This window comes from Streptomyces viridosporus (assembly GCF_002078235.1).
Classification (GTDB): domain Bacteria; phylum Actinomycetota; class Actinomycetes; order Streptomycetales; family Streptomycetaceae; genus Streptomyces; species Streptomyces viridosporus.
Map to the genome: position 1 here is coordinate 1 of NZ_MSGP01000264.1, position 12,838 is coordinate 12,838.

The 12,838-nt window shown below is 70.4% G+C and carries 10 protein-coding genes; 8 read left to right on the plus strand and 2 right to left on the minus strand.

Going from position 1 to position 12,838, the window contains the following annotated elements; all coding sequences use genetic code 11:
• Positions 1 to 187: 187 nt before the first annotated feature.
• Positions 188 to 2,470: a (Fe-S)-binding protein gene (locus B7L92_RS19445; protein ID WP_081238799.1), complete on the minus strand. Its 2,283-nt coding sequence runs from the start codon at positions 2,468 to 2,470 to the stop codon at positions 188 to 190.
• A gap of 223 nt (positions 2,471 to 2,693) precedes the next feature.
• Here B7L92_RS19445 and B7L92_RS19450 point away from each other — a divergent pair, with 223 nt between their 5' ends.
• From B7L92_RS19450 to B7L92_RS19480, 7 genes are all read left to right on the plus strand, one after another.
• A complete protein-coding gene (locus B7L92_RS19450; RefSeq protein WP_081238800.1) occupies positions 2,694 to 3,731 on the plus strand; it encodes an MraY family glycosyltransferase in 1,038 nt (345 codons plus the stop codon).
• A gap of 94 nt (positions 3,732 to 3,825) precedes the next feature.
• Positions 3,826 to 5,670 carry a molecular chaperone DnaK gene (gene dnaK / locus B7L92_RS19455; protein ID WP_004985499.1) on the plus strand — a complete coding sequence of 615 codons (1,845 nt, stop codon included), beginning with the start codon at positions 3,826 to 3,828 and terminating at the stop codon, positions 5,668 to 5,670.
• Positions 5,667 to 6,350 carry a nucleotide exchange factor GrpE gene (gene grpE, locus B7L92_RS19460; RefSeq protein ID WP_081238801.1) on the plus strand — a complete coding sequence of 228 codons (684 nt, stop codon included), beginning with the start codon at positions 5,667 to 5,669 and terminating at the stop codon, positions 6,348 to 6,350. Before dnaK ends, grpE begins: the two co-directional genes overlap by 4 nt.
• 36 nt (positions 6,351 to 6,386) lie before the next feature.
• Positions 6,387 to 7,562 (plus strand): molecular chaperone DnaJ, encoded by a 1,176-nt coding sequence (gene dnaJ, locus B7L92_RS19465; RefSeq protein ID WP_081238802.1) that lies wholly within the window; start codon positions 6,387 to 6,389, stop codon positions 7,560 to 7,562.
• 5 nt (positions 7,563 to 7,567) lie between these two features.
• On the plus strand, positions 7,568 to 8,020 hold the full coding sequence (locus B7L92_RS19470) for a heat shock protein transcriptional repressor HspR (protein WP_004985496.1): 453 nt from the start codon (positions 7,568 to 7,570) through the stop codon (positions 8,018 to 8,020).
• Positions 8,021 to 8,294: 274 nt separating this feature from the next.
• Positions 8,295 to 9,398: a sugar ABC transporter substrate-binding protein gene (locus tag B7L92_RS19475; RefSeq protein ID WP_081238803.1), complete on the plus strand. Its 1,104-nt coding sequence runs from the start codon at positions 8,295 to 8,297 to the stop codon at positions 9,396 to 9,398.
• A 243-nt stretch (positions 9,399 to 9,641) separates the two neighbouring features.
• Entirely contained in the window at positions 9,642 to 10,673 is a 1,032-nt protein-coding gene (locus tag B7L92_RS19480; RefSeq protein WP_081238804.1) for a helix-turn-helix transcriptional regulator, read from the plus strand.
• A 287-nt stretch (positions 10,674 to 10,960) separates the two neighbouring features.
• Here B7L92_RS19480 and B7L92_RS19485 read toward each other — a convergent pair whose 3' ends face one another.
• The gene (locus B7L92_RS19485) at positions 10,961 to 11,980 is read right to left on the minus strand and encodes a helix-turn-helix domain-containing protein (protein ID WP_170102222.1); all 1,020 of its coding nucleotides are present in this window, start codon (positions 11,978 to 11,980) and stop codon (positions 10,961 to 10,963) included.
• 314 nt (positions 11,981 to 12,294) lie between these two features.
• Between B7L92_RS19485 and B7L92_RS19495 the strand changes: the two genes are divergently transcribed.
• Positions 12,295 to 12,630 (plus strand): Rieske (2Fe-2S) protein, encoded by a 336-nt coding sequence (locus tag B7L92_RS19495; RefSeq protein ID WP_081238807.1) that lies wholly within the window; start codon positions 12,295 to 12,297, stop codon positions 12,628 to 12,630.
• The last annotated feature ends 208 nt before the right edge of the window (positions 12,631 to 12,838 follow it).

Here is a 12,838-nt window from a genome sequence, read left to right on the forward strand (position 1 = left end):
CCCGCGGGCCGGCCCGCGGGGACCGCAGCGGCCGCGGACCACAGGGGCTGCAGACCCCAGCACTCGCGAACGACGGCGCCCGCAGACCCCAGGACCCGCGAACAACGGCACCCGCGAACGACGGCGCCCCGTCACCGGCCGGAGCCGGGACGGGGCGCTGGGAGGGTGCCGTGAGGGGCCGGGGCGGTTACTTCACCGGCTCGGGCTCCGGGGCGCTCTCGCTCTCCGCCTCGCCCGCCGGGTCGGCCGGCGTCTTGACGGACTCCAGCAGCAGCTGGGCGACGTCGACGACCTGGATGGACTCCTTGGCCTTGCCGTCGTTCTTCTTGCCGTTGACCGAGTCGGTCAGCATGACCAGGCAGAACGGGCAGGCGGTGGAGACGATGTCCGGGTTGAGGGCGAGGGCCTCGTCGACGCGCTCGTCGTTGATGCGCTTGCCGATCCGCTCCTCCATCCACATCCGGGCGCCGCCGGCGCCGCAGCAGAAGCCGCGCTCCTTGTGGCGGTGCATCTCCTCGTTGCGCAGGCCCGGGACCTTGCCGATGATCTCGCGCGGCGGCGTGTAGATCTTGTTGTGGCGGCCCAGGTAGCACGGGTCGTGGTAGGTGATGATGCCCTCGACCGGGGTGACCGGGATCAGCTTGCCCTCGTCGACGAGGTGCTGGAGCAGCTGGGTGTGGTGGATGACCTCGTAGTCGCCGCCGAGCTGCGGGTACTCGTTGCCGAGGGTGTTGAGGCAGTGCGGGCAGGTGGCGACGATCTTCTTCGCCGACTTCGGCTTCTTCGACTCCTCGGTGACCTTGCCGTCGTCGTCCATCTCCTCGCCGAACGCGGCGTTCAGCGCCATGACGTTCTCCATGCCGAGCTCCTGGAACAGGGGCTCGTTGCCGAGACGGCGGGCGGAGTCGCCGGTGCACTTCTCGTCGCCGCCCATGATCGCGAACTTGACGCCCGCGATGTGCAGCAGCTCGGCGAAGGCCTTGGTGGTCTTCTTGGCGCGGTCCTCCAGGGCGCCGGCGCAGCCGACCCAGTACAGGTACTCGACCTCGGACAGGTCCTCGATGTCCTTGCCGACGACCGGGACCTCGAAGTCGACCTCCTTGAGCCACTCCAGGCGCTGCTTCTTCGCCAGGCCCCAGGGGTTGCCCTTCTTCTCCAGGTTCTTGAGCATCGTGCCCGCCTCGGACGGGAACGCCGACTCGATCATGACCTGGTAGCGGCGCATGTCGACGATGTGGTCGACGTGCTCGATGTCCACCGGGCACTGCTCGACGCAGGCGCCGCAGGTGGTGCAGGACCACAGGACGTCCGGGTCGATGACACCGTTCTCCTCGAGGGTGCCGATCAGCGGGCGCTCGGCCTCGGCGAGAGCGGCGGCGGGGACGTCCTTGAGCTGCTCCTCGGACGCCTTCTCCTCGCCCTCCATGGTCTTGCCGCCGCCGGCCAGCAGGTAGGGGGCCTTGGCGTGCGCGTGGTCGCGCAGGCTCATGATCAGCAGCTTGGGGGAGAGCGGCTTGCCGGTGTTCCAGGCGGGGCACTGCGACTGGCAGCGGCCGCACTCGGTGCAGGTGGAGAAGTCCAGCAGGCCCTTCCAGGAGAACTGCTCGACCTGGGAGACGCCGAAGACGTCGTCGTCACCGGGGTCGGTGAAGTCGATCGGCTCGCCGCCCGAGGTCATGGGCTGCAGGGCGCCGAGGGCGGTGTCGCCGCTCGCCTCGCGCTTGAACCAGATGTTCGGGAAGGCCAGGAAGCGGTGCCAGGCCACGCCCATGTTGGTCCTCAGCGAGACCACGATCATCCAGATGAACGAGGTGCTGATCTTGATCATCGCGAACAGGTAGACCAGGTTCTGCAGCGTGGTGGTGCTCAGCCCGTCGAAGGCGAGGACCAGGGGGTACGAGGCGAAGTACGACGCCTGGTAGCCGTCCACGTGGTGCAGGGCGCCCTCCAGGCCGCGCAGCACGTAGATGGCGAGGCCGATGGTGAGGATGACGGCCTCGACGAAGTACGCCTCGCCGGACTTGGAGCCCGCGAAGCGGGACTTGCGCCCGGGGCGGGAGGGCAGGTTGAGCAGCCGGATCGCGATGAGCACGGCGATGCCCAGGACCGTCATCACACCGATGAACTCGATGTACATCTCGAACGGCAGGAACCCGCCGATCACCGGCAGCGTCCAGTCGGCCTGGAAGAGCTGTCCGAAGGCCTGGGCGAGGGTCGGCGGCAGCGTCAGGAAGCCGACGGCCACGAACCAGTGGGCGACGCCGACGATGCCCCACCGGTTCATGCGGGTGTGGCCGAGGAACTCCTTCACCAGGGTCACACTGCGCTGGTAGGGGTTGTCGGTCCGGGTACCGGCCGGGACCGGCTGGCCCAGCTTGAAGTACCGGACGAACTGGCCGATCGCGCGTGCGAGCAGCGCAACGCCGACCACGGTCAGGACCAGCGACACGATGATCGCGGCGAGTTGCATGGGGGCTCCTCGGGCCTGCGAGGGGTTTCGTCGGGGTTCCCGGAGGACTCCCCGAAATTACTAAGCGGTAACTTATGCAGTCCGTTCGAGAGTACCCCTATCCTCGGCCGCACTGTAGCCGGGCGCGGGGTGATCTGAGTCGCTGAGGGTTGCCTGAGGTGGCGCCCCGGATCCGATCGTGTTATTCACGCTCAATCGGTACATACGCCCCTAACTTATATCCGTGCTCTACGGGATCGCTGCCGCCACCACCGCCCTGCTCCTCGCCGCCCTGCTCACGGAGCTGCTCCGGCCCCCCGCCCTGCGCCTCGGCCTCCTGGACCGCAGGCGCCGGCGGGCGGTACCGCTGTCCGGGGGAGCGGCCGTCGCGTCGGCCACCGTCCTGGTCGCGGCCGCCGGGGACGCGACGGGCGTCGCGCCGCTCGGCGCCGGGATCGGGACGCTGCTGGTCGCCGGGGCCTGTGTCGGCGCGCTCGGGCTGGCCGTGGACGTGTGGCGGCTGAAGTGGTGGGTCCCGCTCGCCGGTACGACCGCGGCGGCGGCGGTGGTGGTGCCGTTCGAGGAGACCGGGGTGCCGGGCGGACTGCTCGCCGTGGGGTGGGTCGCGGGTCTCACCGCCGCCTTCCGGGGGCTCGACCACGCGGACGGGCTGGCCGGCACGGTGGGGGTGGTGACCGCCTTCGGGGCGGCGGTCTGCGCGGCGGCCGAGCTGATGGACGGGATCATGGTGCTGCTGAGCGTGCTGGCCGCCGCGCTGGCCGGGTTCCTCGTCCACAACCGGCATCCCGCGCGGGCCGGTCTCGGCGCCTGCGGCTCGCTGTTCACGGGGTTCGTGCTCGCCTCGGCGGTGGTGTTCGTGCGGGCCGGGCACGGAATGGGCGCGAGCGCCGGGGTGTTGTTCGCGCTGACCGCCGTGGCGTGCGCCGACGTCGCGCTCGTGGTCCTCGCGCGGTGGCCGGCCCGGCGGCCCCTGGCGTGCGGGGGGCCGGACCACCTCGGGCACCGGCTGCGTAGGCTCGGAGTCGCCCCGCGCGCGGTGACCGTCCTGCTGGGCGCCGGGGCGCTGGGCGGGGTGGTCGCCGGGGTGTGCGCACACACCGGGTGGGCATCCGGGGGCGTGGTGCTGTGGGCGGCGGCGGTGGCCGTGGTGGTCGTCCTGGCGCTGGCGCGGGTTTCCGTCACCCCTGTTCTGCCGCCCCGTCAACGGTCTTCGACCGCGTCCGTGCAGGTCGGCGAACGGTTGCGTGTAGAGAATAGATAAGAGTTGAGTCTGCTCGACTCAGTTCTGTTGACCCCCTGCCGGGTGTTCGGGCACACTTGAGTCAGTTCCACTCAAGTCAGCTGGAGGAATCGAAATGGCACGTGCGGTCGGCATCGACCTGGGCACGACTAACTCCGTCGTCAGCGTTCTGGAGGGCGGCGAGCCCACCGTCATCACCAACGCCGAGGGCGCCAGGACCACGCCGTCCGTCGTCGCCTTCGCCAAGAACGGCGAGGTGCTGGTCGGTGAGGTGGCCAAGCGCCAGGCCGTGACCAACGTCGACAGGACCATCCGGTCGGTCAAGCGCCACATGGGCACCGACTGGAAGATCAACCTCGACGGCAAGGACTTCAACCCGCAGCAGATCAGCGCCTTCGTGCTGCAGAAGCTGAAGCGGGACGCCGAGGCGTACCTGGGCGAGAAGGTGACCGACGCGGTCATCACCGTCCCCGCGTACTTCAACGACGCCGAGCGCCAGGCCACCAAGGAGGCCGGCGAGATCGCCGGTCTGAACGTGCTGCGCATCGTCAACGAGCCGACGGCCGCCGCGCTGGCGTACGGCCTCGACAAGGACGAGCAGGTCATCCTCGTCTTCGACCTCGGTGGCGGTACCTTCGACGTCTCCCTGCTGGAGATCGGCGACGGCGTCGTCGAGGTGAAGGCCACCAACGGCGACAACAACCTCGGTGGTGACGACTGGGACCAGCGCGTCGTCGACTACCTGGTCAAGCAGTTCCAGGCCGGGCACGGCGTGGACCTGGCCAAGGACAAGATGGCGCTGCAGCGTCTGCGCGAGGCCGCCGAGAAGGCGAAGATCGAGCTGTCCTCGTCCACCGAGACCTCGATCAACCTGCCCTACATCACCGCCTCCGCCGAGGGGCCGCTGCACCTCGACGAGAAGCTGACCCGTGCCCAGTTCCAGCAGCTGACCGCGGACCTGCTCGAGCGCTGCAAGACGCCGTTCAACAACGTCATCAAGGACGCCGGCATCTCCGTCAGCGAGATCGACCACATCGTCCTGGTCGGCGGTTCCACCCGCATGCCCGCCGTCGCCGAGCTCGTCAAGGAGCTGACCGGCGGCAAGGAGGCCAACAAGGGTGTGAACCCGGACGAGGTCGTCTCCATCGGCGCCGCGCTCCAGGCCGGTGTGCTCAAGGGCGAGGTCAAGGACGTCCTGCTGCTCGACGTCACCCCGCTGTCCCTCGGCATCGAGACCAAGGGCGGCATCATGACCAAGCTGATCGAGCGCAACACCACGATCCCGACGAAGCGCTCGGAGATCTTCACCACGGCCGAGGACAACCAGCCGTCGGTGCAGATCCAGGTCTACCAGGGCGAGCGCGAGATCGCCGCGTACAACAAGAAGCTCGGCATGTTCGAGCTGACCGGTCTGCCGCCGGCGCCGCGCGGCGTCCCGCAGATCGAGGTCTCCTTCGACATCGACGCCAACGGCATCATGCACGTCACGGCGAAGGACCTCGGCACCGGCAAGGAGCAGAAGATGACCGTCACCGGCGGCTCCTCGCTCCCGAAGGAAGAGGTCGACCGCATGCGCGAGGAGGCCGAGCGCTACGCGGAGGAGGACCACAAGCGCCGCGAGGCCGCCGAGTCCCGCAACCAGGGCGAGCAGCTCGTCTACCAGACCGAGAAGTTCCTCGGCGACAACGCGGACAAGGTCCCCGGCGAGATCAAGACCGAGGTCGAGGCCGCCGTCGCCGAGCTGAAGGAGAAGCTCAAGGGCGACGACCCCGCCGAGATCCGCACCGCCACGGAGAAGGTCGCGGCCGTCTCCCAGAAGCTGGGCCAGGCCATGTACGCCGACGCCCAGGGCGCCCAGGCGGCCGGCGGCGCCTCCGCCGGCGCCGGTGAGGCCAGGGCGGACGACGATGTGGTCGATGCCGAGATCGTGGACGAGGACCGGAAGGACGGTGCGGCGTGACCGAGGAGACCCCGGGCTTCGACGAGCAGCAGCCGCAGCAGCCCGACGTCCCCTCCGGCGCTTCCTCCGACGAAGCCGAGCCGAAGGCCGCCCCCACCCCCTCCCCGGAGGAGGGGACGGCCCCGGACGCGGACGCGGACCGGAACGCCGCCCTGGTGGCCCAGCTGGACCAGGCGCGCTCCGCACTGGGCGAGCGCACCGCGGACCTCCAGCGCCTCCAGGCCGAGTACCAGAACTACCGCCGCCGCGTCGAGCGGGACCGGGTCGCGGTCAAGGAGATCGCCGTCGCGAACCTCCTGACCGAACTCCTGCCCGTGCTCGACGACATCGGCCGCGCGCGGGAGCACGGCGAGCTGGTCGGCGGGTTCAAGTCCGTCGCCGAGTCGCTGGAGACGACCGTGGCGAAGATGGGCCTGCAGCAGTTCGGCAAGGAGGGCGAGCCCTTCGACCCGACGATCCACGAGGCCCTGATGCACTCCTACGCCCCGGACGTCACCGAGACGACGTGCGTGGCGATTCTGCAGCCGGGGTATCGCATCGGCGAGCGCACCATCCGCCCCGCGCGGGTGGCCGTGGCCGAACCGCAGCCCGGTGCGCAGACGGTCAAGCCGGCCGAGGAGGGCACCGAGGCGGCGGACGCCGCGGAGAACAAGGAGAACGGTGGCCCGGAGGAGGGCTGACGTAATAGCTGACGCAGGGAAGGAGGGACGTCGGGGATGAGCACCAAGGACTTCATCGAGAAGGACTACTACAAGGTCCTCGGCGTCCCCAAGGACGCCACCGAGGCCGAGATCAAGAAGGCGTACCGGAAGCTCGCCCGCGAGTACCACCCGGACGCCAACAAGGGGAACGCCAAGGCGGAGGAGCGGTTCAAGGAGATCTCCGAGGCGAACGACGTCCTCGGCGACCCCAAGAAGCGCAAGGAGTACGACGAGGCCCGCGCCCTCTTCGGCAACGGCGGCTTCCGCCCGGGGCCGGGCGCGGGCGGCGGCTCCTTCAACTTCGACCTGGGCGACCTCTTCGGGGGTCAGGCCGGCGGCCAGGCGGGCGGCGGCTTCGGCGGCGGCCTCGGTGACGTCTTCGGGGGCCTGTTCAACCGCGGCGGCACGGGCACCACGCGTACCCAGCCCCGGCGCGGCCAGGACATCGAGTCCGAGGTCACCCTCAGCTTCACCGAGGCGATCGAGGGCGCGACCGTTCCGCTGCGGATGTCCTCGCAGGCGCCCTGCAAGGCCTGCTCCGGCACCGGCGACAAGAACGGCACACCGCGCGTGTGCCCGACCTGCGTCGGCACCGGGCAGGTGGCGCGGGGCTCCGGCGGGGGCTTCTCGCTCACCGACCCCTGCCCCGACTGCAAGGGCCGCGGTCTGATCGCGGAGAGCCCCTGCGACATCTGCAAGGGCAGCGGGCGGGCCAAGTCCTCCAGGACCATGCAGGTGCGCATCCCCGCGGGCGTCAGCGACGGCCAGCGGATCCGGCTGCGCGGCAAGGGCGCCCCGGGCGAGCGGGGTGGTCCGGCGGGCGACCTGTACGTCGTCGTGCACGTCGGCACCCACCCGGTGTTCGGGCGCAAGGGCGACAACCTCACCGTCACCGTCCCGGTCACGTATTCCGAGGCGGCCCTCGGCGGCGAGGTCCGGGTCCCGACGCTCGGCGGTCCCCCGGTCACGCTGAAGCTGCCGCCGGGCACGCCCAACGGCCGCACCATGCGGGCGCGGGGCAAGGGCGCGGTCCGCAAGGACGGCACCCGCGGTGACCTCCTGGTCACCGTGGAGGTGAGTGTTCCCAAGGACCTGTCGGGGAAGGCTCGTGACGCGCTGGAGGCGTATCGCGAGGCGACCGCGGGGGAGGACCCGCGGGCGGAGCTGTTCCAGGCCGCGAAGGGAGCTTGAGACTGATGGACGGCCGTCGACGCAATCCGTACGAACTGACCCACGACACCCCGGTCTACGTCATTTCGGTGGCGGCCCAGCTCTCCGGCCTGCACCCGCAGACGCTGCGCCAGTACGACCGTCTGGGGCTCGTGTCACCGGACCGCACCGCCGGCCGGGGCCGTCGCTACTCGGCCCGCGACATCGAACTGCTCCGCCAGGTGCAGCAGTTGTCGCAGGACGAGGGCATCAACCTGGCCGGAATCAAGCGCATCATCGAACTGGAGAACCAGGTTGCCGCCCTCCAGGCCCGGGTGGCCGAACTGGAGGACGCCCTCGACGGGGCGGCGGCGACGATGCGTCAGCGCGAGGCGGCGGTGCACGCCTCGTACCGCCGCGACCTGGTGCCGTACCAGGAGGTCCAGCAGACCAGCGCACTGGTGGTATGGCGGCCGAAGCGGCAGCAGCAGCCGGACTGACGCGGAGGCGAAGTACCGGCAGGGGTCCGGGGGTTCCGGTGAACCTCCGGGCCCCTCGCCGTGTGCGCGCGTGCCGGTGATGGACCCATGTGTGCGGGTTCGGCGGATCTCCCCCGGTCGTTCGCGGGTCCCTCACGAGGACGGCTCACCGTGTTGTGTCCATCTCGTTAAGTGATCACTCTTGACTCCGATGGTGGCGAAAGCGTTGGCTTTTCAGTCACATGGGACACAAAGTTGTGCCCACGTCCGGAACGCACCTGAAGTGAGCCCCCGCATGCGTCGTATCGCCATACCCGTGGCCGTCACCTCGATGTCCGTCATGCTCGCCGGCTGCGGCGTGCTCGGTGCGACAGGGAGCAGCGAGGACGCCAGCCCGACCAAGGGGAACGACATCACCGTCGGGCTGCTGCTCCCGGAGAAGGCCAACACCCGGTACGAGACGTTCGACTACCCCATCTTCAAGAAGAAGGTGGAGTCCCTCACCGACAACCGGGGCAAGGTCGAGTACGCCAACGCGGACGCGGACGCGGGCAAGCAGGAGAGCCAGCTGCAGGGGATGATCGACAAGAAGGTCGACGTCATCGTGCTGGACGCGGTCGACGCGCGCGCCATCGCGAGCGGTGTGAAGAAGGCCAAGGAAGCGGGTATCCCGGTCATCGCCTACGACCGGCTGGCCGAGGGACCGATCGACGCGTACATCTCCTTCGACAACGGGCTGGTCGGCGAGGTCCAGGGCCGTTCCCTGCTGGAGTCCTCCGGCGGCCTCGGCGTCACCGACAAGATCGTGATGATGAACGGCTCGTCGACCGACCCGAACGCCAAGCAGTTCAAGGCGGGCGCGCTGTCCGAGCTCAGGGGCAAGGTGACGATCGCCAAGTCCTACGACACCAAGGACTGGAAGCCGGAGAACGCCCAGGCCAACATGACCGAGGCGATCAACGCGATCGGCGCGTCGAACATCGCCGCGGTCTACTCCGCCAACGACGGCATGGCGGGCGGCATCGTCGCGGCGCTCAAGGCCGCCGGCGTCACCGACCTGCCCCCGATCACCGGCCAGGACGCGGAACTGGCGGCGGTGCAGCGGATCATCGCTGGCGAGCAGTACATGAGCGTGTACAAGTCCTACCCGGAGGAGGCCGAGAGCGCCGCGGAGATGGCCGTGGCGAAGGTCCAGGGCCGGGACATCAAGTTCGACGCGCTGACCCGCGACCGGGTGGACAGCCCCACGGACAAGGACATCCCGGCGCAGCTCGTGCCCGTGGTCGCGCTGACCCAGGAGAACATCCGGGACACCGTCGTCGCCGACGGGATCTACGAGGTGTCGGACATCTGCACCGCGAAGTACAAGGCGGCGTGCGACGAGATCGGTCTGAAGTAACCTTCGCGGCCGTCCTCCCGCCCGCGGGTTCCCGCACCGTCGCCCCCGGTCGGCGGTGCGGCGCGGCGTCGGTATTCGGCCACGCCCCGCCGGTTCGTCGCGCCGGGACGGCCCGGGGTGCGGAAATAGCCGGGCATAGCGGTGGTTTCCGGTGGTCGCGCCGTGAGGACCCGTGTTGCGGAGCCGGTTCCGGCCGCGCATAGTTGCGCTGCGGAAAGTGGCGGACCGGGGGTGGGACGGGCGATGGCCGGGCACGGGACGGACGAGCATCCACACGGTGCTGACCGACTGTGCGAGGCCGGGGATCGCGTGTATTCCCGGGCCGTACGGCGCGGACGCGTGCCGCGCCGGGACGCGGAGCCGGTGCCCTGCCTGATGGACCTGGCCCTGCTGCACCCGGACCCCGACGACATGGACTGGCTGGTCCCGACCCCTCCGCAGGAGGTCATGACCCGGCTGCTGCGCGGGATGTACGACGAGTTCAGCGCGAGCCAGCGCCGGGTCGGCTCGGCCGTCGCCGCCTTCGAGTGGTACGCCGGCCTCGGCCACCAGGTGTCCCCGGCCCCCTCGGCGACGGAGGGCCCGGCGATCCGGGTGCTGGACGGGCTGGCGCGGATCCAGACGGCGATGGACGAGGCGACGCAGGCCTGCACCACCGAGGTGCTCACCGTCCAGCCCGGCGGCATCCGGCGGGAGGCGGAGCTGTCGGAGGGGCTGCACCGGGCGACGGCGCTGCGCGGCCGCGGGGTGCGGATGCGGGACCTGTACACGCACGTGGCCCGGCACGGGCAGGGGCTGCTCACCTACCTGGAGCTGATGGGCGACGCGGTGGAGGCGCGCACCCTGGACGAGGTGATCGAGCGGCTGATCCTGTTCGACCGCACGGTCGCCTTCATCCCCGCCAACGCCGAGCGCACGATGGCGCTGGAGCTGCGGCACCCGGCGCTGGTGGAGTACCTGGGCACGGTCTTCGAACGCCTGTGGCGGCTGGCCATCCCGCTGACCGCCCCGCTGCCCGACACCGGCATCGAGGGCATCTCGCACCGGGAGCAGTCCATCGCGGCGCTGCTGGCCGAGGGCCACCAGGACGCGGTGATCGCGGAACGCCTCGGCATCAGCGTCCGCACCTGCCGCGCCCACATCGCCCGCCTGTCGGAGACGCTGGGCGCGGCCAGCCGTACCCAGCTCGGCGTCCGCATCGCCCAGGCCGGCCTGGACGGCCCGCCCCGCTCCTCCCGCACGGTTCCCGCCCGGGGGTCCCGGACCGCCCGGTGAGGTGACCCGGTCGGGCGCGGACGCCGCTGCCGCTGCCGGGGGCCGACGCGAGTCCGGTGACGCGGGCGCGGGCGGTGCGGACGTTCGGGCCGAGGCGGCCGGCGGCGGGGCGCGGCAGGCCGGGACTCCGGCGTCGACGAGGCGGGGAGCCGTCCGCGCCTCCCCGGCCGCCTCCAGGGCCCCCTACCGGGCCGCCACCCGGCCCTCCCGCGGGGTCCGCCCGTACCGGCGGGCCGCACCGGGGGAGCGGAGCCCTCCCGCGGCGTGCCCGGGGTGCGGCACCGGCGTCACTTGACCGTCTCCTCCTGGTCGAGGATCCCCGACTGGGCGATGAGGTACCCCAGTTGGGCGCGGCTGCCGCTGCCGAGGACCGACGCGAGTTTGGCTATGTGGGCGCGGCAGGTGCGGACGTTCATGCCCAGACGCCGGGCTATGGCCTCGTCCACGTGGCCCTCCACGAGCAGCTTGGCGATGGAGTGCTGGATGTCCGTCAGGCCGTCCGGGGCCGGTTCGTACGGAGCGCCCGCGCTCAGGGGGACCGCGCGGGTCCACATGAACTCGAAGACCTTGATCAGGTAGCGGACGAGGCCCGGGTGGCGCAGTTCCAGGGCGACCTGCCGGTCGTCGCGGGTGGGGATGAAGGCCACGGTCTCGTCGCAGATGATGAGGCGCTCCACGAGCTCGTCGATGGTGCGGTACTCCACCTTCCCGGTGTCGAACCGGGCCACGTACGCCAGCGTTTCGGGGCTGTGCCGGGCGGTGTGCTGGTAGAGGGTGCGGATGCGCACCCCCCGGTCGGTCATCTGCTGGTCGCGTTCCAGGGCCTGGGCGAGGGTGTGCTCCAGCCGGCGGCCGCCCGGCTGGACCGTGAGCATCTCGGACCGGCACTGCGCGGTGGCCAGGTCCAGGGCGGCGTTGATCCGGTCGAAGCCCTCCAGCACCGTGATCGAGTGGGTGGTCACCGTCGCCTGGGCGCTGAGCGCCATGAAAGGCTCGAATGCGTCGGCCAGTTCGATCGACATCCGCCGGCGCTCGGTGATCTCCCGTTCCAGGGGGTTGAGCCGCTGGGCCAGGGCGACCGCCGGGGAGACCGGCCGCAGCCAGGTGGGATCGTCCGGGTCGGGGTGCAGGAGGGCGAGGTCCATGAGGCAGGGAGCGGGCTCCACGTCCGCGCGGGCGATGCGGCCGGCGCGCAGGGCGTCGGCGTACAGGCGTCCGCCGACCTCGCACAGTTCGGTCACCGCATGGGGATGTGTCCTATTATTCCGATTCGTAGTCAAATCTCCACCCCCCAGGGTCCTGAACATGCAGGAACATGATGCACCGATTGTGTGGCCATGACGTGCCCGAATGAGCCATCGTCGTACCTGACGGGGGAAGAGGTGACCTTCAAGTGAGGACGAAGCCGACTATGCGTAAGAGAACGCTTCGCTCGGTGCTTGTCGCCGCCTTCTCTGTCGTCGTGGCCTACGGAGCGCTGAACGGCCTGGCCGGCACGGAGGGTGACGCTCGGGCGGACAGCAGCTGGGGACCGGTGGTGGGCGCCAAGTCCGCGCCTGCTGACAGCAGTTGGGGTGTAGTCGCACCCTTTGGCGCAGACGACAGTAGTTGGGGCTGAGTGATGACCACACCTCCCGACGACCGCTCCTTCCGCCGCGAGATGGCCACCGCCTACCGGTCCGGATGGCACTTCATCGACCTGGTCACCGCCATCCCCCACAGCGGTGACTCGTTGATGGTGACCGTCTTCGGCGAGCCGGTCGTCGTCACGCGGGACGAGGACGGAGACGTGCGGGCGTTCCGGTGTCTGCGGCGTCCTCGGGGGGCGCCGCAGCCCGTGCGGTGTGCCATTCGATACGGAATGATCTTTGTGAACCTGGACCAGCGGGACCACCGGCAGGTGGAGTCCGACCCCTTGGTCCCCCGGACCATCTCGGCCACCCCCCGCAGTGCCTGACGCGATTCCCCCGTCGTAACAGATCGCTCAGGTGCTTCCCCCCGCAGCGGCGTCACCGTGACCTGAACACGGTGACGCCGCTGCAGTTTGCGCGGACATTTCGGGATATCCGCCTGATCGCGTGATGGCCGGTAATGGCCGTCCGCCGGTGCGGGGCCCGCTCGGCCGCTCCCGGCCCCTTCCGGCCCCTCCGCGGCCCCTTCCGGCC

Bases quoted from the DNA above. Each gene is read 5' to 3' on its own strand.
- B7L92_RS19485 (WP_170102222.1), bottom strand. From the start codon at position 11,980: ATGTTCAGGACCCTGGGGGGTGGAGATTTGACTACGAATCGGAATAAT.
- B7L92_RS19445 (WP_081238799.1), bottom strand. From the start codon at position 2,470: ATGCAACTCGCCGCGATCATCGTGTCGCTGGTCCTGACCGTGGTCGGC.
- dnaK (WP_004985499.1), top strand. From the start codon at position 3,826: ATGGCACGTGCGGTCGGCATCGACCTGGGCACGACTAACTCCGTCGTC.
- B7L92_RS19495 (WP_081238807.1), top strand. From the start codon at position 12,295: ATGACCACACCTCCCGACGACCGCTCCTTCCGCCGCGAGATGGCCACC.
- dnaJ (WP_081238802.1), top strand. From the start codon at position 6,387: ATGAGCACCAAGGACTTCATCGAGAAGGACTACTACAAGGTCCTCGGC.
- B7L92_RS19480 (WP_081238804.1), top strand. From the start codon at position 9,642: ATGGCCGGGCACGGGACGGACGAGCATCCACACGGTGCTGACCGACTG.
- B7L92_RS19475 (WP_081238803.1), top strand. From the start codon at position 8,295: ATGCGTCGTATCGCCATACCCGTGGCCGTCACCTCGATGTCCGTCATG.
- B7L92_RS19470 (WP_004985496.1), top strand. From the start codon at position 7,568: ATGGACGGCCGTCGACGCAATCCGTACGAACTGACCCACGACACCCCG.